General features: G+C 65.1%; 22 protein-coding genes. 10 read left to right on the top strand and 12 right to left on the bottom strand.

The window, feature by feature from the left end:
- Nucleotides 1-285 precede the first annotated feature (285 nt).
- From JJ959_RS18370 to JJ959_RS18360, 3 genes are all read left to right on the top strand, one after another.
- The gene (locus tag JJ959_RS18370) at nucleotides 286-1,419 is read left to right on the top strand and encodes a M20/M25/M40 family metallo-hydrolase (protein ID WP_292886969.1); all 1,134 of its coding nucleotides are present in this window, start codon (nucleotides 286-288) and stop codon (nucleotides 1,417-1,419) included.
- A gap of 510 nt (nucleotides 1,420-1,929) precedes the next feature.
- Nucleotides 1,930-2,898, top strand: a complete 969-nt coding sequence (locus tag JJ959_RS18365) for a quinone oxidoreductase (RefSeq protein ID WP_292886967.1) — start codon at nucleotides 1,930-1,932, stop codon at nucleotides 2,896-2,898.
- 10 nt (nucleotides 2,899-2,908) lie between these two features.
- On the top strand, nucleotides 2,909-3,577 hold the full coding sequence (locus tag JJ959_RS18360) for a DUF4286 family protein (protein ID WP_292886964.1): 669 nt from the start codon (nucleotides 2,909-2,911) through the stop codon (nucleotides 3,575-3,577).
- A 160-nt stretch (nucleotides 3,578-3,737) separates the two neighbouring features.
- Here the strand turns inward: JJ959_RS18360 and JJ959_RS18355 are convergent, their stop codons facing one another.
- On the bottom strand, nucleotides 3,738-4,532 hold the full coding sequence (locus tag JJ959_RS18355) for a phytanoyl-CoA dioxygenase family protein (protein WP_292886961.1): 795 nt from the start codon (nucleotides 4,530-4,532) through the stop codon (nucleotides 3,738-3,740).
- A 236-nt stretch (nucleotides 4,533-4,768) separates the two neighbouring features.
- Here JJ959_RS18355 and JJ959_RS18350 point away from each other — a divergent pair, with 236 nt between their 5' ends.
- The 3 genes from JJ959_RS18350 (at nucleotide 4,769) to JJ959_RS18340 (ending at nucleotide 7,402) form a co-directional block, all read left to right on the top strand.
- Nucleotides 4,769-5,587 carry a VOC family protein gene (locus tag JJ959_RS18350; protein WP_292886958.1) on the top strand — a complete coding sequence of 273 codons (819 nt, stop codon included), beginning with the start codon at nucleotides 4,769-4,771 and terminating at the stop codon, nucleotides 5,585-5,587.
- A 2-nt stretch (nucleotides 5,588-5,589) separates the two neighbouring features.
- On the top strand, nucleotides 5,590-6,426 hold the full coding sequence (locus JJ959_RS18345) for a glutathione S-transferase family protein (RefSeq protein WP_292886955.1): 837 nt from the start codon (nucleotides 5,590-5,592) through the stop codon (nucleotides 6,424-6,426).
- 139 nt (nucleotides 6,427-6,565) lie between these two features.
- On the top strand, nucleotides 6,566-7,402 hold the full coding sequence (locus JJ959_RS18340; protein WP_292886953.1) for a hypothetical protein: 837 nt from the start codon (nucleotides 6,566-6,568) through the stop codon (nucleotides 7,400-7,402).
- Nucleotides 7,403-7,452: 50 nt separating this feature from the next.
- Here the strand turns inward: JJ959_RS18340 and JJ959_RS18335 are convergent, their stop codons facing one another.
- The 3 genes from JJ959_RS18335 to JJ959_RS18325 form a co-directional block, all read right to left on the bottom strand.
- Nucleotides 7,453-7,980: an N-acetyltransferase gene (locus tag JJ959_RS18335; protein WP_292886950.1), complete on the bottom strand. Its 528-nt coding sequence runs from the start codon at nucleotides 7,978-7,980 to the stop codon at nucleotides 7,453-7,455.
- 101 nt (nucleotides 7,981-8,081) lie between these two features.
- A complete protein-coding gene (locus tag JJ959_RS18330; RefSeq protein ID WP_292886947.1) occupies nucleotides 8,082-9,653 on the bottom strand; it encodes an ATP-binding protein in 1,572 nt (523 codons plus the stop codon).
- Nucleotides 9,654-9,895: 242 nt separating this feature from the next.
- Entirely contained in the window at nucleotides 9,896-10,501 is a 606-nt protein-coding gene (locus tag JJ959_RS18325; RefSeq protein ID WP_292886944.1) for a peroxidase-related enzyme, read from the bottom strand.
- Nucleotides 10,502-10,643: 142 nt separating this feature from the next.
- Here JJ959_RS18325 and JJ959_RS18320 point away from each other — a divergent pair, with 142 nt between their 5' ends.
- From JJ959_RS18320 to JJ959_RS18310, 3 genes are all read left to right on the top strand, one after another.
- On the top strand, nucleotides 10,644-11,252 hold the full coding sequence (locus JJ959_RS18320) for a DUF1684 domain-containing protein (RefSeq protein WP_292886941.1): 609 nt from the start codon (nucleotides 10,644-10,646) through the stop codon (nucleotides 11,250-11,252).
- Nucleotides 11,253-11,342: 90 nt separating this feature from the next.
- On the top strand, nucleotides 11,343-12,389 hold the full coding sequence (locus tag JJ959_RS18315; RefSeq protein WP_292886938.1) for an SDR family oxidoreductase: 1,047 nt from the start codon (nucleotides 11,343-11,345) through the stop codon (nucleotides 12,387-12,389).
- Between the two features lie 18 nt (nucleotides 12,390-12,407).
- Nucleotides 12,408-12,917 (top strand): nuclear transport factor 2 family protein, encoded by a 510-nt coding sequence (locus tag JJ959_RS18310; RefSeq protein ID WP_292886935.1) that lies wholly within the window; start codon nucleotides 12,408-12,410, stop codon nucleotides 12,915-12,917.
- Between the two features lie 9 nt (nucleotides 12,918-12,926).
- On the opposite strand, the gene JJ959_RS18305 is transcribed toward JJ959_RS18310, so the two are convergent.
- From JJ959_RS18305 to JJ959_RS18295, 3 genes are read right to left on the bottom strand one after another with little or no spacing between them, the layout of a single operon-like run.
- The gene (locus tag JJ959_RS18305) at nucleotides 12,927-13,241 is read right to left on the bottom strand and encodes a virulence factor (RefSeq protein ID WP_292886932.1); all 315 of its coding nucleotides are present in this window, start codon (nucleotides 13,239-13,241) and stop codon (nucleotides 12,927-12,929) included.
- Nucleotides 13,242-13,254: 13 nt separating this feature from the next.
- Entirely contained in the window at nucleotides 13,255-13,896 is a 642-nt protein-coding gene (locus JJ959_RS18300; protein ID WP_292886929.1) for a DUF1638 domain-containing protein, read from the bottom strand.
- A gap of 11 nt (nucleotides 13,897-13,907) precedes the next feature.
- Nucleotides 13,908-14,621: a B12-binding domain-containing protein gene (locus JJ959_RS18295; RefSeq protein WP_292886927.1), complete on the bottom strand. Its 714-nt coding sequence runs from the start codon at nucleotides 14,619-14,621 to the stop codon at nucleotides 13,908-13,910.
- Nucleotides 14,622-14,821: 200 nt separating this feature from the next.
- Here JJ959_RS18295 and JJ959_RS18290 point away from each other — a divergent pair, with 200 nt between their 5' ends.
- Nucleotides 14,822-15,988 (top strand): hypothetical protein, encoded by a 1,167-nt coding sequence (locus tag JJ959_RS18290; protein WP_292886924.1) that lies wholly within the window; start codon nucleotides 14,822-14,824, stop codon nucleotides 15,986-15,988.
- Here the strand turns inward: JJ959_RS18290 and JJ959_RS18285 are convergent.
- From JJ959_RS18285 to ftsH, 5 genes are all read right to left on the bottom strand, one after another.
- A complete protein-coding gene (locus tag JJ959_RS18285) occupies nucleotides 15,985-16,704 on the bottom strand; it encodes a DNA helicase (RefSeq protein ID WP_292886921.1) in 720 nt (239 codons plus the stop codon). The genes JJ959_RS18290 and JJ959_RS18285 overlap by 4 nt on opposite strands.
- Nucleotides 16,705-16,876: 172 nt before the next feature.
- Nucleotides 16,877-17,680: a bifunctional hydroxymethylpyrimidine kinase/phosphomethylpyrimidine kinase gene (thiD, locus tag JJ959_RS18280; RefSeq protein ID WP_292887003.1), complete on the bottom strand. Its 804-nt coding sequence runs from the start codon at nucleotides 17,678-17,680 to the stop codon at nucleotides 16,877-16,879.
- A 28-nt stretch (nucleotides 17,681-17,708) separates the two neighbouring features.
- Nucleotides 17,709-19,073, bottom strand: a complete 1,365-nt coding sequence (glmM, locus tag JJ959_RS18275; RefSeq protein ID WP_292886919.1) for a phosphoglucosamine mutase — start codon at nucleotides 19,071-19,073, stop codon at nucleotides 17,709-17,711.
- Nucleotides 19,074-19,116: 43 nt separating this feature from the next.
- Entirely contained in the window at nucleotides 19,117-20,166 is a 1,050-nt protein-coding gene (folP, locus tag JJ959_RS18270) for a dihydropteroate synthase (protein WP_292886916.1), read from the bottom strand.
- A gap of 88 nt (nucleotides 20,167-20,254) precedes the next feature.
- On the bottom strand, nucleotides 20,255-22,189 hold the full coding sequence (gene ftsH / locus JJ959_RS18265) for an ATP-dependent zinc metalloprotease FtsH (protein ID WP_292886913.1): 1,935 nt from the start codon (nucleotides 22,187-22,189) through the stop codon (nucleotides 20,255-20,257).
- Nucleotides 22,190-22,199 lie beyond the last annotated feature (10 nt).

Genomic DNA, 22,199 nt, shown 5'->3' with positions numbered 1-22,199 from the left:
CATGGATAACGCGTCCGCAGTCTAGACACGAAATTCTGCAAGCGCACTCTCCGAGAAACGGCGACGCAGGACTTATCCCTGGCCGTGCTCTGACCGAAAATCTCCGGTGCCGACTTCAGCAAGACAGCAGCGGCGGCAGTGGATCCCGGATCACGTCCGGGATGACGGCGGTGATCGCGGGAACATGAGACTTGATTGACCGAGAATGCGCCACGCATCATTGGGCGCCCTTCCGAACTAGAGCCTCGAGCTGCCCCCTCCTTTCCCGAACCGCGGAGCACCCCCATGGACTTCAACGCCCTGCCCTTCGATTCCGATGCCATGTGCGCCGGCCTCCGCCCGTGGATCGAATGCGAGAGCCCGACCCATGACGCCGCCGCGGTCGACCGGATGATCGACCTTGCGAGCTACGACCTCGCCGCCATGGGCGCGACGATCGAGCGGATACCGGGACGCATGGGCCTCGGCGGCTCGGTGCGCGCCAGCTTCCCGCATGGCAAGGCGGGCGAGCCGGGCATCCTGATCGCGGGGCACATGGACACGGTGCATCCCGTCGGCACGCTCGCCCGCCTGCCCTTCCGGCGCGAGGGCGGGAAATGCTGGGGGCCCGGCATCCAGGACATGAAGGGCGGCAACTTTCTCGCGCTCGAGGCGATCCGCCAGCTGGCCGCGGCGAATATCGCAACCAAGCTGCCCGTCACCGTGCTGTTCACCCCGGACGAGGAGATCGGCACGCCCGCGACCCGGGAGCTGATCGAGGCGACGGCGCGGCGCCAGAAATACGTGCTCGTCCCCGAGCCGGCCCGTCCCGACGGCGGCGTCGTCTGGGGCCGCTATGCCATCGCGCGCTTCAACCTCCGGACCATCGGCACCCCGATCCATGCGGGCGTCGACCCGCGCCTCGGACGCTCTGCGGTCCGGGAAATGGCCCGGCGCATCCTCGAGATTGAGGAGATGAGCACCGACAGCTGCACCTTCTCGGTCGGCTGCGTGGTGTCGGACCAGCGCCACGTCAATTGCGTGCCCTCCGGCTGCTCGGCCGAGGCGCTCTCCATGGCGAAACGGCAGGCGGATCTGGATGCGGGCGTCGCGCAGATGCTGGCGCTGAACAATCCCGAGGGCGATGTCGGCTTCCAGATCACGCGCGGCGTCACGCGGCCGGTCTGGGAGCCGAGCGCGGCCGACAAGGCTTTGTTCGAACATGCAAAAAGCCTCGCCGCGGATCTCGGTTTCGAAATCGATGCCCATATGGCGGGCGGCGGCTCGGACGGCAATTTCACCGGCGCGATGGGCATCCCGACCCTCGATAGCCTCGGCGTCCGCGGCGCCGGCCTGCATACGCTGGACGAGCATATCGAAGTGGAGAGCCTCGCCGAGCGGGGCAAGCTGATGGCGGGGCTGCTGGCGACGCTGAGCTGAGGGGCGGGGACGCGAGTCCATTTCTTCGCCCCCTTTGACCGTCATCCCGGCCGAAGAGCCGGGACCTTGTCGAACGTAGCGCTCCGTCCTGCATAAGGTCCCGGATCGGGGTCCGGGATGACGACGTTGGGGAAAGCCGCGACCTCGTCGAACATCGGGCCCCGTCCTGCATAAGGTCCCGGATCGGGGTCCGGGATGACGACGTTGGGGAGAGCCGAAACCTTGTCGAACATCGTAGAGAATTAAGGGGACACGAGGCTCAATCGCGAAACCTTAGTTCCCATAACCTCGTCATACCGGCGGAGGCCGCTACCCAGGGGCGAGCCCGCTCCACGATCCCCTGGGCCCCGGCCTTCGCCGGGGTGACGGTGTTGGGATGACGAAAGCATTCCCGCCACATGGAAGCGAGCATTGACCCAAAGAGCTGGCCGGGCGGAAATGGCGGCCCAAGCGGGACGCACTCATCCGCACCCCAACAAACAAAACCAAACTTGAGGGAGATCCACCGCCATGGCGCACGCAATCATGATCCACGAGCAGGGCGGTCCCGAGGTGATGCGCTACGAGGAGGTCTCGGTCGGCGCGCCGGGGCCGGGCGAGGTGCGGCTCAGGCAGACCTGCGTCGGGCTGAACTATATCGACGTCTACCAGCGCACAGGGGTCTACAAGTTCGACCTGCCGACCTGCATCGGCATGGAGGCGGCGGGCGTGGTCGAGGCGGTCGGCGACGGGGTCGAGGTGGTGAAGGTCGGCGACCGGGTCGGCTATGTCATGGGCACGCCCGGCGCCTATGCCTCCGAACGGATCTACCCGGCCGAAAGGCTGATCCCGCTGCCGGACGATATCAGCGACGAGCAGGCCGCCGGCTCCATGCTGAAGGGGCTGACGGTCTCCTACCTCGTGCGCCGCACCTTTCCGGTGCAGGCGGGGCAGACCGTGCTGCTGCATGCGGCGGCGGGCGGCGTCGGGACCATCGCCTGCCAGTGGCTGAAGAAGCTCGGCGCCACGGTCATCGGCACCGTCGGCTCGGACGAGAAGGCGGAGATCGCGCGGGCGCATGGCTGCGACCATCCGATCGTCTATACGCGCGAGGATTTCCAGGCCCGGGTGATGGAGATCACCGGCGGCGAAGGCGTGCCCGTGGTCTATGACGGCGTCGGCGCCGCGGTCTTCGAGGGCTCGCTCGGTTCGCTCGCCCGCTTTGGCACGCTGGTGCATTTCGGTGCCGCCTCCGGCCCCGCGCCGGCGGTCGACCCGAAACTGCTCGCCCCCAAGGCGCTCTACTTCACCCGCCCGGGCCTCGCCCCGCACACCGCGACGCGGGCGCTCACCCTCGATATCGCGGAGGCGCTCTTCCAAAAGATCCGCGAGGGCGTGAAGATCGAGATCAACCAGAGCTACGACCTGAAGGACGCCGCCGAGGCCCACCGCGCGCTCGAGGCACGGGAGACCACGGGCTCGACGATCTTCAGGGTGTGAGGAACCAGAAATGACCGACGCCGTGATGGCCGTCTGGGGCGACGCGACGCCCGACTGCGACGCCGAGTTCAGCGAGTGGTATCATCGCGAGCACATCCCGGAGCGGGTCGCCATGCCGGGCTGGCGGAACGGGCGGCGCTACCGCAAGCTCGGGCGCGGCAGGCACAGGTACCTCGCGGCCTACGATGTCGAGCGGCTGGCCTGCTTCGACGATCCGGTCTACCGCCACGCACTTGATAATCCGTCGGACTGGACCTCGCGGATGATGCGGGAGTTCCGCAATTTCGTCCGCGCGACCAGCCGGGTCCGCTTCTCCAGCGGCGAGGTGCTGGGCGCCGTGGTCGCGACCGTGCGCTACGCGCCGGGCACGGGCGACGCCGAGGAGATCGCCCGCTGGCTCGCCGGTGTGGCGCTGCACGATCTCCGCAATCGCGAAGGCATCACCCGCGTGCAGCACTGGGAGGCCGATCTCGGCCGCTCGCTCGCGAAGACCGGCGAACAGTCGATCCGCGCGGGACGGGACGGCGAGGCCCCCTTCACCGCGGTGATCGAGGGCACCGACCGGAGCTTCGTCGAGGCGGCGCTGACGGAGGCCGGGATCGTCGAGGGTCTCAAGGCGCGCGGGGCGGCAAAGGTCGAGGCCGGGCTCTACCAGATGATGTTCGCGCTGCACGAGTGAAGCGCCCAACACAGCTCGTCATCCCGGCCGGAGAGCCGGGACCTTGTTGAACATCGGGCCATATCCGTCGAAAGGTCCCGGATCGGGGTCCGGGATGACGAATCTATTTGGTGGAGGAAGGTCCCGGCTCTTCGGCCGGGATGACGGATTGGGGTGTGTATTAGAGCAGCACCGGGAATTCCGGTCCGCTGAGCGGCTCACCATGCTTCAGCGTCACTTCCGGAAACGGCGGAGACGTCACGATCCCCTCGCGCCGGGCGAAGGTCGCGTCCTCGCCGACGAGGCGGAGCGAGAAGGCGCGGCGCTGGGCGGTCGCGCTCATGTTCGCCGGCGCGCCGTGCACGGTGCGGTAATCGAAGGCGAGCGCGTCGCCGGGCGAGAGTTCCCAGGCAATGATATCGTACTCATCGCGGTGACCGTCGATGTCCGGCAGGGTCTCGAGGCCGTCATTCTCGTTCAGCGCCGTGCCGTCGAAGCGCTGCGGGCGGTAGTATTTCCCCCAGAGATGCGAGCCGGCGATGAATTCCAGCGTGCGGTCGCGCGGGATCTCGTCGAGCGGGATCCAGATGCTGACCGTCTGGGTCGCGTCGAGGCAGTAATAGGGCAGGTCCTGGTGCCAGGGCGTCGGGATGCCGGTCTTCGGCGTCTTCACCAGCACATGCTCGTGGAAGAGCCGGACCGACTTGCTGCCCATCAGCTCGGCGCCGATCTCGGCTGCCGGCGAGTTGAAGATGAAGTCCTTGTATTGCTTCACCCGGGCCCAGTTGCAGTAATCGACGAAGAAGCGCCCGCCGTCCTCCGACTGGTAGTTCCGCACGTTCGGCGCCGGATGCTCCATGTTGTAGGCGATGCCCTCGGCGAGGGTCTCGATCCAGTCCCTGAAGACGCCGCGCAGCACCGTGGCGCCCTTGGTCCGGAATTCGGCGATGGTGTCTTCCGAGAGATGCTTGGTCATGTCGGCGGCCTTGTCTGTGCGGTGGTCGTGGCCGGGCGCGAGGGGCCGGCCGGGATGGAAAGCGATTGCGATATTCCAGCAGAAACAGGCGGCGCCTATCGCGCAAAATCAGGGAGAGGAACATCATCGCGCGAGAAACTCTCTCTGGCGGGCCCGCTTCGCCGCTTCTATCCTCTCTCCCGAACCGGCCCCGCAAGGAGGCCCGGAAAAAACGGAACAAGGCGGAGGAAGACCGGATGACCGGAGCGGGACGCGGTCCAGGCTGGGAGATCGCCCATATCGGGCTCGCGGTGCATGACCCGGACGAGGCCGCCGCGTTCTACGGCGATATCGTCGGGTTGACCCGGGCGGACGCACGCCACAGCTTCTCCAACGGGACGCAGGGTCTCACGCTCTTCCGTCACGATCCGGATTTCGGCCTCCGCCACCGGTCGCCGCACAATCCGTTCATGGTCAAGTCCGCAATGCTCGCGGTGCCGGACCTCGGCGCGGTCGCCGCGCGGCTGGAGAAAGCCGGGGTTGCCGCCTCGACGCTTGAGGCCCCCTTCCCCGGCCTCGGCGCGGTGCTGTTCTGCCACGACCCGGCAGTGAACCTGATCGGGTTCACGGAGCGGCAGCCGCTGGCGGACATGACGGATGCGGAGGGCTGGATCCTGCATCACGTCAACCTGCAGGCCCACGACGTCCGGGCGTCGGTCCGCTTCTTCGTGGAAACCGCCGGCATGGTCGAGGGGCACTGGCGGGCTCCCGCGGCGCGGGGCGATTTCAGTATCGATCCGAACGAGCTCGCGGTGCTGGATCTCGGCGCCGAGAACCGGGGCCTTCACGTGATCCGGCCCGACGCCGGCTTCGGCAAGCGCAACGGCTTCGCCCACAATCCCTCGATCGGCGGCCATCCCGCCTTCCGGGTTCCGGACATCCAGGCCGTGATGCGGCGCCTCGACGCCACCGGCGTAGTCTATTCGGACGCCGGCACCTACGCGATGGACGGCTATCACCAGGTCTATGTCTACGATCCGTCCTGCAACCTCATCGAGATCAACCAGCGGCTCTGACCATGCTCATCCAATCCGCCGCCGCGGACCTTCCCACCTCCGGCCTGCATCTCTTCCATTTCGCCACCTCCTCCTGCTCGCAGAAACTCAGGATCGCGCTCGGGATGAACGGAGCATCCTGGATCGGGCATGTCGTCGATCTCTCCGCCCACGAGAATTACGGGCCGGACTTCCTCGCCATCAATCCGCGCGGGATGGTCCCGGTGCTGGTGCTGGACGGCGCGGTGCATGTCGAGAGCAACGACATCCTCGCCCTTCTGGAGGAGCGCTTTCCGGAGCCCTGCCTCTTCCCGGCAGACAAACGGGCGGAGATCATCACGCTGCTCGCCGAGGAGGACGCGCTGCATCACGACCTTCGCCGTCTCAGCTTCCGCTTCGTGCATGGCCGGAGCGGCACGACCAAGACGCCGGAGCTGATGCGGGCCTATCGCGCGGGAAGCCCCACGGACGCGAAGAAGGCGGCGGAGATCGCCTTTTACGAACGCCTCGCGGAGACCGGACTCGACGCGGCGACCTGCCGGGCCTCGGCGGAAAAGTTCCGCGCCGCCTTCGACCGGTTCGAGGCGCGGCTGGCGGGTCACCCCTTCCTCATCGGCGAGACGCTTACCGTCGTCGACATCGCCTGGTTCGTCTATGCCTACCGGCTCGCGGCCGGAGGATATCCGCTGAAAGAGCTGCATCCGCGGGTACATGACTGGTTCGAGGCGCGGCGCGCGATGCCGGGCTGGGAGAAGGAAGTCGCCCTGCCCCCGATCGTGGTCGAGCGGGCTGCGGCGGCGCTTGCGCGGGACAGGGCGGCGGGCACGACGCTGGCCGCGCTTCTGGGCATTCCGGACTAGCGCTGGGTCCCGGCGGAAGTGGTCCAGCAACCTGAGTGTCACTGGACCGCACGGCCAAAAAGAGCTTACATTTCAAGCGGGAACGGTAGTGAACGGGCGCGCGGCCGGGATACCCCGCGCCAGAGACGGAGTGAATGAGATGAAACGTCTTCTGGGCATTGTCGTCGGCGGCCTCGCGGTCCTTCTGGTGGTCGTCGCCGGGATCTTCTTCTTCGTGCTGTCCAACCTCGACGGCATCGTGAAGGACGTGATCGAGAGCCAGGGCTCGGAAGTCGCGGGCGTGCCGGTGACCGTCACCGGCGTCGAGATCAAGCCGTTCGACGGCCGCGGCGCGATCAGCGGGCTGACGGTCGGCAACCCGTCCGGCTTCAAGAGCGACAGCGCGGTCGAACTCGGCGGCATCAGCGTCGCGATCGACACGGCGAGCGTCACCCAGCCGGTGATCGTCATCAGGGAAATCTCCGTCGACCGGCCGAAAGTGACCTACGAGCTCGCTCCCGGCGGCAACAATATTGATGCGATCTCCGCCAACGTGAAGAAGAGCACAGGCGACGGCTCCGGCGGCAAGGCGGAAGCAGGCGAGAGCGAGGCGGCTCAGCAGAAGCTCGTGATCGAGGTCCTGAACATCCGCGGCGGGACAGTGCGCGTCGCGGCCTCCACCGGTATTCTCGGGGACCAGCAGATCGAGGGCAGCCTGCCGGACATCACGCTCCGCGACATCGGCAAGGACGAGGGCGGCGCGACGCCTGAGCAGATCGCGGAGAAGGTCATGGCGGCCCTCACGGCGGCAGCGAGCCAGACCGCCGGCACGCTTGGCGTCGGCAAGACGCTGGAGGGCCTGAAGGACAATCTCGGCAAGCTCACCGGCGGCGCGATCCCGACCGACAGCGAAAGCACCAAGAAAGCGCTTGAGGATGCCGGCAAGAAACTCGACGGCACGGTCGGCGAAGGACTGAAGAAGCTGTTCGGAAACTGACGGCGGCGGGCGGGTCCCGGTTCTGCGGCAAGGGGAAGCGGCGTTCCGCGTCAGGCACCCCAATAGGCGGGTACGCGCCAGGGAGCCGGGACCATAAGCGTCCCGGAGAGAGAAATGGCGGCGGTACCGAGGTCGAGGGACCGCCAGGCCGGCCGCCAATCCTCGGGAATTTGGTAGGGCGGCGTTATCCCGGTCTCCGGCGCAAATCCGAAACGCCCGTAGTAGGCGGGATCTCCGAGCACCAGGACCTTCTGGATCCTCGCGGCCTTCATCCGCTCCAGCCCGGCGCGCACGAGCGCGCCGCCGATCCCCCGCCGCTGCAGGGCCGGCCGGACCGCAAGCGGTCCGAGCAACGCGACGCTCTCCGTCTGTCCGGCAAGACCGCAGACCGTGAAGACGGCATGCCCGGCCACCGACGGCCGCTCGAGTGCGAGCAGCGAAAGGACGCCCGATGTCTCGCGCAGCAGCGCGCGCACCACCGGCAGCAGATCCTCCTCCGGAAAGGCCGCCGGGTAGAGCGCCTCGATCGCCGGCTCATCGTCCGGCCCGCTCTCGCTGATCTCGATCTTTCCCGACATGCTCGTGTCAGCTGTACGACCAGTTGTCAGGATAGTCTGGCCTGTTCAGAAACACCGCGTCCACCGAAACAATCGTCTACTGCCAAAGACCCTTAATCGCTTCATGAGCTCAGCGCGGCTTCGCAAGCTGCGGCGAACTCATGGAACGAGAACGGTTTCTGCAAGTGGCGTATGCCTTCGTCCAGGCGACCGTGGTGAATGATGGCGTTCTCGGTGTAACCTGACAAGTAGATGATGCGTATGTCCGGAAACTGCTTCTGCATCAATGCCCCCAATTCCGGGCCGTTTATGTCGGATTGCAGTACCACGTCGGTAACGAGCAAAGAAACGTCGCGACAGATCTCGAATTTCGCGATCAGGTCGTGAGGATCAGTGAACAGAATTGCTGTACAGCCCAGCTTCTCGAGGAAGGAGACGATCACCTCGCCCACATCGGGATCATCGTCGACAACGATGCATTTCGCGCCGGGAAGCCCGGCGTCAGCCACCCTTTCGGGCTCGGGTTGCGAGGAAGCACCGGCTTTTTCAGCGACCGGAAGGTAGAGATTGACCGTCGTTCCCTTGCCCGGCTCCGAATAGATTTTCAGATTTCCCCTCGACTGTTTGGCGAAGCCGTAGGCCATGGAAAGTCCAAGGCCGGATCCCCCCGATTTGGACTTGTTCGTGAAGAATGGCTCGAAAACACGCTCCAGGACTTCTTTCGACATCCCGATACCGTTATCCGAGATCGAGAACCGCACATAACTCCCGGCTTCCACCTCGAAGTTCAGATCGACGTATGCCTGATCGAGCTCAACAGTATTGGCTTCCAGAAATATCCGGCCGTACCCATCGACCGCATCCCGGGCGTTGATGATCAGATTGATCAGAACCGTTTCCAGTTCCCCACGGTCTGCGAAACACTCGGAGACATTCGGCACAATGTGGTAGCTTATCTCCGCATGATCGGAAACGAACTGGGCGACAATCGGCTTCAGGGAATCGATCAGGTCAGAGACAGAAACGGCTTCCGGGGCCAGCGGCTGCTGTCTGGCATAGGCCAGCAACCTGTGTGTCGTCGTGGCCCCCCGTTCCGCCGCACCGAGCGCGATATTCAAATGCTTGGCGATCTCCGGATCCGGCTGTTTCGAAAGAGCGAGTTCGAGATTTCCGATAACGACCGCCAGGATATTGTTGAAGTCGTGCGCGACGCCTCCGGCGATTGTGCCAATCGTCCTCAGTTTCATATCGGCGGCGAGCTGCTCGTCGAGCGCCACTTTGTCGGTGACGTCCTCCGCCAATCCGGCAAGATAGAGCGGCTCGTTCCGATCATCTCGGACGACCAGTGAACGATCGTGTATCCATCGGGTCGACCCGTCTTCCTTGACGACCCGGTACAGAACGTCGAAATCGCCGAATGGCTGGCCCTTCAGGGCCTCGCGGACACTCGGGACGTCGTCCTTGTGGATCGCCTGCATCCAATCCAGTGGATCCTGCTCGAGAACTCTCTGATCGCGGCCGTACAACGCGCGATAGTCGCCGATATTCAGGATCGACTTTTCTTTCCCGTATGAATCGATCCAAATGACTTTATTTTCATGCTTCAAGACATCGTTCAAAGCATCCAGCGCAGCCGATTGATCATCCCGGCCCTTATGTTCGCCTCGGAAAAGGCGCAAAATCCTACCGATCATCGGGAGACACAATCCTCAAAAAAACATCCTGCGATTTCTGGATCGTTATTGGCCTGTGAAATGCATCCGAGCCTGTCGATCTTCTTGTCTTGCCTGATTTATCCGGCGTTGCACGCATTTAGCACCCGACATCACACCGTGAGAACTAAATGGACTTAATTCAACATGATTTCCGCGAGACTCACGATGGCGTCGGCCCCACCCAGCTCTGACATCAAAACATCGGGGACAGAGATCGTCACTCAGCTATGCGACCAGTTGTCAGGATCGTCGGACTCGTTCGGCGACAGTCCGAGAATATCCCCGTCCGTGTTCACCCCAAGCCCAAGGACCGTTCTGTTCGCGTAACAGAAGTAACTGACAACCTGGTTCACCTCGAGAATGCGCCCGTCATCGAGCCCTGCCGCCCGCATCGCCTCGATATCCGCCTCGGCGAGCGCAGCGGGATCCTTCGTCAGCTTCTCCGCATAGCGGCACATTTCCAGTTCCGCGCCATCGAATGCCTGTTCCGGCTTGCCCGCCTCGAGCGCGGCGCGGATCGCGTTCGCCCGCGCATCGTCGCCGAGCAGGCGGCGGAGGCCCTGGAAATGATGCTCGACGCAGTAAGCGCACCGGTTGATCAGGCTGACATAGACGCCCAGCGCTTCCAGCATCCATTTCGGCACCTTGTTGCCGGTGTGGTGCAGCACGTACTTGTAGAGATGCATGTGCCCTTCCATGGAATGAGGGCGCAGGCTGTGGGCCATCATGATGTTGTCGACATTGTCGTCCGGCCCCTTGACCCGGTCATAGAGCGTCTTCAGGCGCCCTGTCGCCTCGGCATAGGGCACGGTCGCAATCCAGGTCATGGGCTTTTCCTTCAGTAACGGGTGATGGAGGAAGAGCTTCGGCGTGCACCCGCCCGCGGTCAAGCCAGGCCTCACGTGCCCGTGACGTGCTACCGTCCGGCGCACGTTCTATGTCAGGCAGTATGATTATCAGGGGATCGACATGAAGACCGTTTCGCTTGCCGACTGGCGCCGCCGGGTGTCCGATCTCTATACCGACATCCGGCGCACCGAGGACCCGGAGGCAGCCTGGCAGCTCTGGCGCGACACCCGCGACGCTCTCTTTTGCGGCCACGATCAATCGCCCATCGAAAAGGACCGTCGCGGTGACTTCGGCTCCATCCCCCTGTTCGACTACGACCCGGGAATGCGCTTCGAAGTCGCGCTGGACGAGCCGGAGAGCACAGAGATTCTGGCCGGAGAGATCGGCGCCGACGGGCATATCGCGCTCCGGCCCTTCGCCCGCACGCGAGGCCTTGCCTCCAAACTCGGCGGCGAGCTGACGGTCTACTGGATCGAAGGCTATGGCGGCGGCACCTTCCTGCCTTTCACCGACGCCACCAGCGGCCGCGAGACCTATGGCGGCGGACGCTACATGCTCGACAGCATCAAGGGCGCCGATCTCGGGCAGACAGAGGACGGACGGCTGATCCTCGATTTCAACTTCGCCTACCATCCCTCCTGCTACCATTCACCGGACTGGGTCTGCCCCTTGGCCCCACCGGAAAACCGCCTGCCGGAACCGGTGCGCGCCGGTGAGCGGACCGGCTGAGTCGCAGCAGAGCCCCTCCCGAAAACGGAAATCCCCTTGCCGCACAGCTCCTCCCCGGTGTGCAGTTGGAGAAAAAGGGGAGGAAAACAGATGACAAGGATGAACGCCCTGGTGCTCGGGGCGAGCGGGATGGTCGGCGGCGCAATCTGCCGCCAGCTCATCGCGGAGGGCCACACGGTGACCGGCGTCAGCCGCAGACCGCTCCGGACGGATCTCCCGATACACCACGTTTCGATGGACATGCTCGATCCGGCGGACTGCCGCGCCAAGGCGGCAGAGCTCTCCCACATCACCCACGTCTTCTACGCCGGCCGCGCACCCCACGGCGAGGGCGGGAACGAGTCGGTCGAGGACAATCTCGCCATGCTGGTCAACGCGGTGGAGGCGATCTCCGCCGCCGCGCCCGGCCTGAAGCACGTCAACCTCGTGCACGGCACCAAGTATTACGGAAACCATCTCGGCGCCTACAAGACGCCGGCCGAGGAGGACGATCCGCGGGCGCCGGTGCCGAACTTCTATTTCGACCAGCAGGACTGGATCTCCGCTCTCGACGTGCCCTGGAGCTGGAGCGCGGTGCGGCCGCCGCTGGTCTTCGGCTTCACCCCCGGCAAGGCACGCAACCTCGTCTCGGTGCTCGCCGCCTATGCCGCGATCATGAAGGAGCTCGGCCGCCCGTTCAGCTTCCCCGGGACGGAGACCGCCTTCGACTGCCTTGCGGAATGCGCCCATTCCGATCATCTCGCCCGCGCCATCGTCTGGATGGCCGGTGCGCCTGAAGCCGCCAACCAGGCCTTCAACATCACCAACGGCGACATCTTCCGCTGGCGCTACATGTGGCAGCACTTCGCCGCCTATTTCGGCATGGAGGCCGGCCCGCCGCTCGGCATCTCGCTGGCCGAGACCATGGCGGAACACGAGCCGGTCTGGGACCGCATCGTCGAGAAGCACGGACTTGCCCCGACGCCCTATCGCGACATCGCGCTCTGGCCCTATGCCGACTATGTCTTCGCGCCGACCTGGGACATCGTCTCGGACACGACCAAGGCCCGTCTTGCCGGTTTCCACCAAGTGCTGAAGTCGGAGCAGATGTTCTTCGATCTGTTCGACCAATATCGCGCCGCACGGCTGGTCCCGTGATACGGGAAGGACACCGATATGAATGACATCGATCTCGCCCGCTATGCCGACACCGAGGCGATCAAGCGTCTGAAGGCGCAATATTGCCGCTACATCGATACCAAGCAGTGGGACCGCCTCGCCGGCCTCTTCGCCAAGGGAACCATGTTCGAGGGCTTCGGCTCCGCCCCGACCGGGTCCGACGAGACGGTCTTCGTCAAAGGCATCTCGACGCGGATGAAGGACGCGGTGTCGATCCATCACGTGCATTCACCGGAAATCGCCTTCCTCGGCCCGGACCGGGCACGTGGCATCTGGGCGATGATGGACCTCGTCGAACTCGGTCCGGGCGTTCATCTGAAGGAGTTTCCGGGCGGGCGCGGCTATTGCGGCTACGGCCACTACGAGGAGGAATATGTCCGTACCGGCGGCGTCTGGAAGTTCAGCTTCCTCCGCCTCACCCGCCTGCGCCTCGACCCGATGGCGCCGGATCACCCGCCGATCCGGCACGATCTGCTGGCCCATTCGCCGCACTGGCTCGACGGTTGAGAGACGGGATTATTCGGCGGCGTTGCCACCATTGGCGATGAGCGCCTTCAGACGCTCACCGTCATACTCGGCCTCAAGCGCCTCGGCCGCACCTTGCGCCTCGGCCTCAAGGTCTGCGCCGCACTCCACCGGATCGGAGCGGCGCCAGCCGGCGAGGTAGGCGTCCTCGTCCTCGGAGCCATCGCGCATCGCCGCCATGTCGATGGCATGAATAAAGCGGACCGGCAGTTCCACCTTGGCCTGGCTCCGGCGCCGGCCGCGGCCTTCCTCGGCGATCACCTGGGCCGGGATGTCCCGCCAGTAGACGGTGATGAGATGCGCCATCTCTCCGCTCCGTTCAGTGCCCGTTCCGGGCTTCTTCAATGCGCCCGCCCCGGGCTTCTTCTATGAAAGTCTGCAGCTCGCCGTACCCGCAATAGCGGTACTCGAATGCGAGGCCGAGTCGCTCCGCCGCCTGCTGCGCCTTGGCTTTCAGGCGTTCGTCTTCCGTCTGGGCAATATAGACCAGCGCGGTGTAGTTGCCGAAATACATGTCCCGAAGCTCGGGAAACCGGTCGAGGCCGAGTCCCTTCACGATCAGCCGGTCGAAATGGCGGACCAGATAGTCGGTGAGGAAGAAACGGGCCGGATCGTCATCGGTCATCCGTGTGAAGTCGTCTGTCCCCATGAAGAACTGGTAGCAGTGCGGCCCCGCGATCCGCTCGACGCCGAATTCCTCGATCACGGCATCCACCTCGCCGCCGGTGCCGCAATCGCCGTAGGCGACGAACACCGCGTCATAACCGTCGGCCGCCTTCAGCTTGCGGCGGAGGCCGGGCGCAATCTTTTCCGGGTGATTGTGCCATATGGCGGGCAGGCAGGTGATCTCGAGCGCCTCCCAGCCGGTCGCTTCCTTGAGGGCAACCAGCTCGCGCCCGAGGGCACCGCAGGCCACCACGAGGGCCCGCGGCATCGCCTGCGCTGTCGTCGGAGCGGCCATCGCCGCCCCGCTCAGCTGACGCCCATGGCGGCGGAATTGGAGCGGTCGCGCTCGGCGATCAGCTTCTTCGCCATCTCCACGGCGACGGCCGCGTCGCGGCAATAGCCGTCCGCGCCGACATTCTCGGCGAAGGCCTCGTTCAGCGGCGCGCCGCCGACAAGGACGATGTAATCGTCGCGGATGCCTTTTTCCTTCATCGTGTCGATGACGACCTTCATATAGGGCATCGTGGTGGTCAGCAGCGCCGACATGCCGAGGATGTCCGGCTTGTGCTCCTCGATCGCCGCCAGATAGTTCTCGACCGGATTGTTGATCCCGATATCGATCACCTCGAAGCCGGCGCCTTCCATCATCATGGAGACGAGGTTCTTGCCGATGTCGTGGATGTCGCCCTTCACCGTGCCGATCACCATCTTGCCCATGCGCGGTGCGCCGGTCTCGGCGAGCAGCGGACGCAGGATGGTCATGCCGGCCTTCATGGAGTTGGCCGCCATCAGCACTTCGGGCACGAAGAGGATGCCGTCGCGGAAGTCGATACCAACGATCCGCATGCCTTCGACCAGCGCCTCGGTCAGCACCTTGTAGGGCGTCCAGCCGCGCTCGAGCAGGATATTGACGCCCTCCTCGACTTCTTCCTTCAGGCCGTCATAGAGATCGTCGTGCATCTGCTGCACGAGTTCTTCATCGTCCAGTTCCGACAGAACGATATCGTCTTCTTCGGCCATATCGCCTCCACGCGAAAACACGCCCGGGATCCGGGCTTTCTCACAACAAGTACGGCGCGAACGTCTCATCTCTATGCTTACGGGCGACACCAAGTGTCGGTGGCGCGACCACGCCGGAACAATCGAAAGCTGGAAAAGGCCGTCGCCAAATAGTACTTAAAATTACAATTCTACGAAAATTCCTCCGATTGGAGACCGCCATGCTGCTCGTCACAGCCGTCGACGGCCCTTCAACCGCGGAAGTCGGTTCCGTCGCGCGGTACACGGCAACCGCCTTCAATCAGCCGTCTCCTTCCGAAAGCGATCTTGCCCGGATCAACTGGGAGGTGCGTTGCGACGGCGTCAGCGTGGCCCGGGCGATGCATGCGGGACCCCGGTTCGATTTTTCGATTACGCCGGAATATGCCGGACGCCCCCTGCTCGTCATGCCGTTTGCCAACAGCCCGACGGAGAGGGTCTCCGTCAGCACCCGGGTTGCCGGCGCCCGGCAGCAGGTCGACCGGCCGGCGGAGGTCACGCTCAGGATCGACGGGCAGCGCTATTTCGCGCAAGTGAACGGCGGCGCCGAGTTCTTCGTCGGCAGCGACGTTTCCTATCAGCAGCGCCGCGGCCTGATGAACACGACGCCGGGAACCAATGTCTTCGCGCCGCAGAACTACCGCGAGCAGTTCGGTTTCTGGGCAGACGTGATCACGCCCACGGCGATTTGCGAAAGTCAGGGCAGTTTCCATTGCCTCAATACCTATGACCGCGCCGCCTTCACCTTCGGCTTCTATCAGGAGGCCGCACACGAGCCTGACGAGAATTTCGTGCTGCTGCTGCGCCGTTTCCTGCTGCTGCCGGACGCCGCGTTCTATTTTCCCGATCTGACGCTCGCCGGAGGCCATGTCGCGCAGAAGACGCCGGACGGCACGGTGCAGCTCGAGGACAGGAGCAGCAGCGAAGCGCTCATGAACTACCTCAATCCCGATGCGGACAAGGTCGGCGAGCAGGAGGCCGAGGTCGCCGCGAAATTCGTCCACTGGGCGGAAAACAGCGCGGACAACAGGGCGACCCAGGTGGTCTTCACGATCGAACAGCAGCGGCAGAAATTTGCCGACTATGCGCGGCGCTACGATCTGGACGGAGCGGAGGACAGTGTCTGCATCGTTGTCGCGGACATCCGCCATCAGGGCCGGGCGAAGAGCAGCGTCATCGAACAGGCCCTGGCCGCCGCCGACCCGCTGAACGCCCTTCTCGAGATCGGCGCTTCCAGCTACCCCGAGCGCATCAACACGCTCAGAACCGAAATCGAGCGGATGACCGAGGACGGCATCTTCGGTCATCACAGCTACAGTCTGGCCAACCAGGATTTCGTGCTCGACTAGGCGGCTTTCAACGAGTCCAGGCGGGCTTCGCCGTCGTGCAGAAAGCAGGCCTTGGTAAAGAGCGTCAGGTCGACCGGGTTCGGCTGCCTTACATCCGCGAGTCCCGGCATGCCGCCGCCGCGCCGGTCAAAGGCACGATCGATCTGCGATATCAGCACCAGGATCTGCCCCGAAGAGACGGCAAAGCGCTTCAGATCGCGAATCTGGGCGTTGATTTCGGGATTCGTGCGCCGCTGGTCGAGAAGCTGCAGGTAATCGATGACCGACAGGGTGCCGCGCGGCGATTTCTCCAGCGTCGCGATGACATGGGCGGCGCAGATATCGTCCGAGGTGTCGAGGGCAAACGCATTCGCCGCCGCCTCTCCGTCCGCCAGGAAAGCGACGCTCCGCGCCACGTCTGCCTCGTGATAGTCGAGAGTGAAGAATGTGCCGCTCCTGCCGGCCTTCGCGGCCTCGAGCAGCAGCCCAAGCCCGAGCAGCGTCTTGCCCTGACCCGGCCTCGCGCCGAGCAGGAGCATGTCCCCCGGCTCCAGCTGCCGGAAGATCCCGGCGGCCGGCCGGGACTCGCGCCCGACACGGGCCGCGAGCTGGCTCCAGCTCCGGAAGCCTTCGGCGGCGGCGATGTGATCGAGCGCCTTGTTGAGGGGGATGCCCTTCTCGCGCGAGAGCAGACGGGCCTGACGTTTCAGACGGAAGAGCGGTGCAGAGAGTCTCATTGCGGAACCTCCTGATGCGGACGTCATCGCAATCCCTCCTTATGCGCAGGCCCGGTCAGCGGATCCGAGAAGTAAGATGCCCCGCATGTCGGATGCTTTCCCGTCGGAGGGAGGAGGTCCGGGCCGGACCATGGATGAAAGTCTAGGCCCGGTGACACATGGACTCAAGCCGTCAGACGTCCGCCTTCAGCGTATGCGCATGGTTGAGCGGCCCATGGCCATGGCCGTAGCCCGGTGCGCTCAGAATCGCCTTCCGCACATAGTCGCGCGCCCGCGCAACCGCGTCCTCGACGGCGAGCCCCTGTGCGAGGCCCGCCGCGATGGCGGAAGCAGTGGTGCAGCCTGTACCGTGGGTGTGGGCGGTATCGATCCTCTGCCCGCGGAACTCGACCGGCTCTCCGTCCTGCGAGATCAGGATGTCGACCAGCTCGCTGCCCTCCATGTGCCCGCCCTTCATCAGCACGTGTTTCGGGCCGAGCTTGAGCAGGGCTTCCCCCGCCTTCAGCATGTCGTCGCGGCTTTTGATCTCGCGCGCAGTCAGGAGCGCCGCTTCCGGGATGTTCGGCGTCAGGATGGTCGCGCGGGCAACCATTTTCCGCTTCATTGCTTCGAGCGCCTGGGATTCGAGAAGCGGATGCCCGCCTTTCGCGACCATCACGGGGTCGACCACCAGCGGCACGTCCGGCGCGAATTCGTCCAGCGCCTTGCGCACGGTCTCGATCACCGGGATCGAATGCAGCATGCCGGTCTTGATGCAGTCCGCGCCGAGATCGGTCAGCACGACCTCCATCTGCTTTCGGATGAATTCCTCGTGCACCTCGTGGACGTCATGCACGCCCTCGGTGTTCTGCGCCGTCAGGGCGGTGATCGCCGTCATCGCGAAGCCGCCGAGCCCCGTCACCGCCTTGATATCCGCCTGGATACCGGCGCCGCCGCCGGAATCGGAGCCGGCGCAGATCAGAACCTTTCCGCGCATCGGGTGCAGGTCGCTCATGTCGATGGACTCATCCTGCGGCACGTTCGATCTCCCGTGCGATATCGTTCACCACGGCCTCGACGAGCTTGCTGTCCTCGCCTTCCGCCATGACCCGGATCAGGGGTTCCGTCCCGGACTTCCGGATCAGGACCCTCCCGCTGTCCGCGAGGCGTGCCTCGCCTGCGGCAATCGCCGCTTTTACCGCGTCGCTGCCAAGCGGCGGCTCGCCCGTATAACGGACGTTCTTCAACAATTGCGGCAGGGGCGTGAAGATCGAGGCGACCTCGCTCATCGGCCGGCCGGAAGAAATCAGCACGGCGAGCACCTGCAGCGCCGCGATCAGCCCGTCCCCGGTCGTCGCATGATCGCTCATGATCATGTGGCCCGACTGCTCGCCACCGAGATTGAAGCCCTCGGCGCGCATCTGCTCCAGCACGTAACGGTCGCCGACCTTGGTGCGGTGCATGCCGATGCCGATCCCGGCAAGATATTTCTCGAGGCCGAGATTGCTCATCACGGTCGTGACCAGCGCCCCGCCCTTCAGCATCCCCGCCTCGGCCCAGGAGGTCGCGATCAGCCCCATGATCTGGTCGCCGTCGATGATCCGGCCGCGTTCATCGGCCATGATCAGCCGGTCCGCGTCGCCGTCGAGCGCAATGCCGAGATGCGCGCCGCTCTCGACCACGGCGTTGCACATCGCCTGCGGCGCGGTCGCACCGCATCCGGCATTGATGTTGATGCCGTTCGGCTGCACGCCGATCTCGACCACCTCTGCTCCGAGCTCGAACAGCACCCGCGGCGCGACCCTGTAGGCCGCCCCGTTGGCGCAATCGACCACCAGCTTCAGCCCGTCGAGGCGCAGCCCCTTCGGGAAGGTGTTCTTGGCAATCTCGATATAGCGGCCCTGGGCGTCATCGAGCCGGCGCGCGCGCCCGAGCCGGTCCGCCGGCGCCCGGTCGTCCGCGTCGAGGCGGTCGATCCGGTCCTCGATCTCCTGCTCGACCTCGTCGGAGAGCTTGAAACCGTCGGGCCCGAACAGCTTGATGCCGTTGTCCTGATAGGGATTGTGCGAGGCCGAGAGCATGACGCCGAGATCGGCCCGGAGAGAGCGGGTCAGGCTCGCCACCGCCGGCGTCGGCAACGGGCCGAGCAGCACCACATCCATGCCGATCGAGGTGAAGCCGGCCACCATCGCCGGCTCCAGCATGTAGCCGGAAAGCCGGGTGTCCTTGCCGATCACGACGAGCGGCCGGTGGCCGGTCTTCGGCGCGCCGTTGCTGTGGACGAAATGACGTCCGGCCGCCATCGCGACCCGAAGAGCGGTCTCCGCGGTCATCGGCTCGCTGTTGGCCGTGCCCCTGATGCCGTCGGTTCCGAAGAGAGATCTGGTCATGAAATACCGAAAAATACTTGGCTATTGAGTATCGGGGCGCAGTCTACCGCTCTCCGGCAACAGCCGCCCATATTTTTAGCGCCTGCACGGTCTCGGCGACATCGTGCACGCGCAGGATCTGGACGCCCTGCTCCATACCAGCAAGCGCGGCTGCGAGCGATCCGGGAACCCGTTGCTTCGCGGGCTCCTCCCGGCTGAGCAGTCCGATGAAGCGCTTGCGCGAGACGCCGAGAAGGACCGGACAGCCGAGGCCGTGCAGGAGACCGAGCCGCGCCAGAACTTCTAGGTTATGTGTGGCGTTCTTGGCGAATCCGACGCCGGGATCGACGATCATGCGCGCCCGGGCGATGCCGTCGCGCTCGGCCTCGAGCACGCGTTCCTCCAGCTCTTCGAGGACCTGCAACGGCGAGAAATCGTAGACCGCCTCGCCCTGCATGCTCTGCGGTTCGCCGCGCATATGCATCAGCATCGCTGGAACGCCCGCCTCCGCGACGATCCGGCGGCTCTCGGGATCTTTGAGGCCGGTGACGTCGTTGATGATATCGGCTCCCGCGTCGAGCGCCGCCCGCATGACGTCCGGCCGGCGGGTATCGACACTGATCACGGGACGCTTCGCGCCGGCACGGCGGCGGATGCCCTCGATCACCGGCACGACGCGGCGCAGTTCCTCCTCGACCGGCACCGGGTCCGCACCCGGACGGGTCGACTCACCCCCGATGTCGAGAATGTCCGCGCCCTGCATCAGGAGTTCGAAGGCGTGGTCTATGGCGATGGCGCCGTCGGCAAAGTCTCCCCCGTCCGAAAAGCTGTCCGGGGTGACATTGACGATGCCCATGACCAGCGGGCGATCCTGCGGAAGGCCGCAGAGCGAGGGACGGGGAGCGGAGAGCGCATCCAGTTCTGTAGCGAGGGTGGCGGCAAGCCCGTCCTGCTCCGCCCAGCGGACGGCTTCGGCAAGCGGAACCGGCCCGGCCAGGAGAACCCCATCCCGGGAGCGGGCGACGATTTCGATCGTGGTGAAGGCGGCCGGCCCTCCGGCAAGCGGCCGCGCGGTCCCTGCCGCGACCAGCCGCGCCGCGCTCTCGCCCCACAAGATGTTCTCGGGCCGCAGGCGGATCCGGGATCCGGATGTGAAAAGGCCGCGCCGAAGCGCGGCCTCTCGAAAGATTTCGGCCATAGGTCTATTCGCCGGGCTGGGGATCGGGCTCCAGTCCGCCACCCGGCTTGCCTTTGCCTTCGGCGCCGCCGGTCGGAACGGAGGACCGGCGTCCGGCGCCGGGCTTCGGCCCGTCTTCCTTGTTTTCCTTGTGCAGACTCTCGCCCGCCAGCAGAGCCTTGATCTCGTCGCCGGAGAGGGTCTCGTACTCGAGCAGCCCCTTGGCGAGCGTTTCGAGCTCGTCGTGATTGTCCACGAGGATCCGGCGCGCGTCGGAATAAGCCTCGTCCACGATGCGACGGATCTCCTCGTCGATCACCTTCGCGGTCGCGTCGGAAACGTTCTTCTGCTGGGTCACGGAGTGACCGAGGAAGACCTCCTGCTGATCCTGCGAATAGGCAAGGAAGCCGAGCTTGTCGCTGAGGCCCCACTCGGTGACCATGCGGCGCGCCATGTCGGAGACCATGCGGATGTCGGAGGAGGCACCGGTGGTGACCCGCTCCTCGCCGAAGATGATCTCTTCCGCCAGACGGCCGCCGCAGGCGACGCGCAGGTCGGCGTAGAGCTTGGCGCGGGAGAGCGAGATCCGGTCGCCTTCCGGCAGGCGCATCACCATGCCCAGCGCACGGCCGCGCGGGATTATGGTGGCCTTGTGGATCGGGTCGCTGTCCGGGCAGTGCAGCGCGACCACGGCATGGCCGGCCTCGTGATAGGCGGTCAGCGCCTTTTCCTCGTCGGTCATGACCATGGAGCGGCGCTCCGAGCCCATCATGACCTTGTCCTTGGCTTCCTCGAACTCGGCCATGCCGACCACGCGCTTGCCCTTGCGGGCTGCAAGCAGGGCGGCCTCGTTCACGAGGTTGGCGAGATCGGCGCCGGAGAAGCCCGGGGTGCCGCGCGCAATGACTTTCGCGTCGACGTCCGGCCCCAGCGGAACCTTCCGCATATGCACCTTCAGGATGCGCTCGCGGCCGAGAATATCCGGGTTAGGAACCACGACCTGACGGTCAAAGCGGCCGGGACGCAGCAGGGCTGGGTCGAGCACGTCCGGGCGGTTGGTCGCGGCGATCAGGATCACACCCTCGTTCGCCTCGAAACCGTCCATCTCGACCAGCAGCTGGTTCAGGGTCTGCTCGCGCTCGTCGTTGCCGCCGCCGAGACCGGCGCCGCGATGACGGCCGACCGCGTCGATTTCGTCGATGAAGATGATGCAGGGCGCGTTCTTCTTGCCCTGTTCGAACATGTCGCGCACGCGGCTGGCGCCGACGCCGACGAACATCTCGACGAAGTCGGAACCGGAAATCGTGAAGAAGGGCACATTCGCCTCGCCGGCGATGGCGCGGGCGAGAAGCGTCTTACCGGTGCCCGGAGGGCCGACGAGCAGACAGCCCTTCGGGATCTTGCCACCGAGACGCTGGAAGCGCTGCGGATCCTTCAGGAACTCGACGATCTCCTCGAGTTCGGTCTTCGCCTCGTCGATGCCGGCAACATCGTCGAAGGTGACGCGGCCGACCTTCTCCGTCAGCAGTCGGGCACGGCTCTTGCCAAAGCCCATGGCCTTGCCGCCGCCGCCCTGCATCTGACGCATGAAGAAGATCCAGACACCGATGAAGAGCAGCATCGGGAACCAGGAAATCAGGATACCGAGCAGGCCGGACATGCCCTCTTCCGGCGGGGCCGCGGAGATCCGGACGCCGCCCTCGCGCAGCCGGTCCACGAGGCCCGGGTCGTTCGGCGCGTAGGTCGCGAAGTTCCGGCCGTCGTTGAAGTGGCCCTTGATGGTGTTGCCCTGGATCACGACGTCGGTGACGCGGCCCTGTTCTACGGCGCCAAGGAAATCCGAAAAGGCGAAGTTCGGATAGCTGCCGGTCTTGTTCGAGCTGTTGAACAGGTTGAACAGCGCGACGAGCAGGACGCCGACGATGATCCACAGTGCGAGATTCTTGCCGAAATTGTTCACGCTGATCGTG

It is taken from the genome of Nisaea sp. (genome assembly GCF_017640745.1).
Classification (GTDB): Bacteria; Pseudomonadota; Alphaproteobacteria; order Thalassobaculales; family Thalassobaculaceae; genus Nisaea.
This window is presented reverse-complemented; position numbering and strand designations above follow the sequence as displayed.

Excerpts from the sequence above, each read along its gene's own strand:
- JJ959_RS18370 (WP_292886969.1), top strand. The coding sequence starts at position 286 with ATGGACTTCAACGCCCTGCCCTTCGATTCCGATGCCATGTGCGCCGGC.
- JJ959_RS18365 (WP_292886967.1), top strand. The coding sequence starts at position 1,930 with ATGGCGCACGCAATCATGATCCACGAGCAGGGCGGTCCCGAGGTGATG.
- JJ959_RS18360 (WP_292886964.1), top strand. The coding sequence starts at position 2,909 with ATGACCGACGCCGTGATGGCCGTCTGGGGCGACGCGACGCCCGACTGC.
- JJ959_RS18355 (WP_292886961.1), bottom strand. The coding sequence starts at position 4,532 with ATGACCAAGCATCTCTCGGAAGACACCATCGCCGAATTCCGGACCAAG.
- JJ959_RS18350 (WP_292886958.1), top strand. The coding sequence starts at position 4,769 with ATGACCGGAGCGGGACGCGGTCCAGGCTGGGAGATCGCCCATATCGGG.
- JJ959_RS18345 (WP_292886955.1), top strand. The coding sequence starts at position 5,590 with ATGCTCATCCAATCCGCCGCCGCGGACCTTCCCACCTCCGGCCTGCAT.
- JJ959_RS18340 (WP_292886953.1), top strand. The coding sequence starts at position 6,566 with ATGAAACGTCTTCTGGGCATTGTCGTCGGCGGCCTCGCGGTCCTTCTG.
- JJ959_RS18335 (WP_292886950.1), bottom strand. The coding sequence starts at position 7,980 with ATGTCGGGAAAGATCGAGATCAGCGAGAGCGGGCCGGACGATGAGCCG.
- JJ959_RS18330 (WP_292886947.1), bottom strand. The coding sequence starts at position 9,653 with ATGATCGGTAGGATTTTGCGCCTTTTCCGAGGCGAACATAAGGGCCGG.
- JJ959_RS18325 (WP_292886944.1), bottom strand. The coding sequence starts at position 10,501 with ATGACCTGGATTGCGACCGTGCCCTATGCCGAGGCGACAGGGCGCCTG.
- JJ959_RS18320 (WP_292886941.1), top strand. The coding sequence starts at position 10,644 with ATGAAGACCGTTTCGCTTGCCGACTGGCGCCGCCGGGTGTCCGATCTC.
- JJ959_RS18315 (WP_292886938.1), top strand. The coding sequence starts at position 11,343 with ATGACAAGGATGAACGCCCTGGTGCTCGGGGCGAGCGGGATGGTCGGC.
- JJ959_RS18310 (WP_292886935.1), top strand. The coding sequence starts at position 12,408 with ATGAATGACATCGATCTCGCCCGCTATGCCGACACCGAGGCGATCAAG.
- JJ959_RS18305 (WP_292886932.1), bottom strand. The coding sequence starts at position 13,241 with ATGGCGCATCTCATCACCGTCTACTGGCGGGACATCCCGGCCCAGGTG.
- JJ959_RS18300 (WP_292886929.1), bottom strand. The coding sequence starts at position 13,896 with ATGGCCGCTCCGACGACAGCGCAGGCGATGCCGCGGGCCCTCGTGGTG.
- JJ959_RS18295 (WP_292886927.1), bottom strand. The coding sequence starts at position 14,621 with ATGGCCGAAGAAGACGATATCGTTCTGTCGGAACTGGACGATGAAGAA.
- JJ959_RS18290 (WP_292886924.1), top strand. The coding sequence starts at position 14,822 with ATGCTGCTCGTCACAGCCGTCGACGGCCCTTCAACCGCGGAAGTCGGT.
- JJ959_RS18285 (WP_292886921.1), bottom strand. The coding sequence starts at position 16,704 with ATGAGACTCTCTGCACCGCTCTTCCGTCTGAAACGTCAGGCCCGTCTG.
- thiD (WP_292887003.1), bottom strand. The coding sequence starts at position 17,680 with ATGCGCGGAAAGGTTCTGATCTGCGCCGGCTCCGATTCCGGCGGCGGC.
- glmM (WP_292886919.1), bottom strand. The coding sequence starts at position 19,073 with ATGACCAGATCTCTCTTCGGAACCGACGGCATCAGGGGCACGGCCAAC.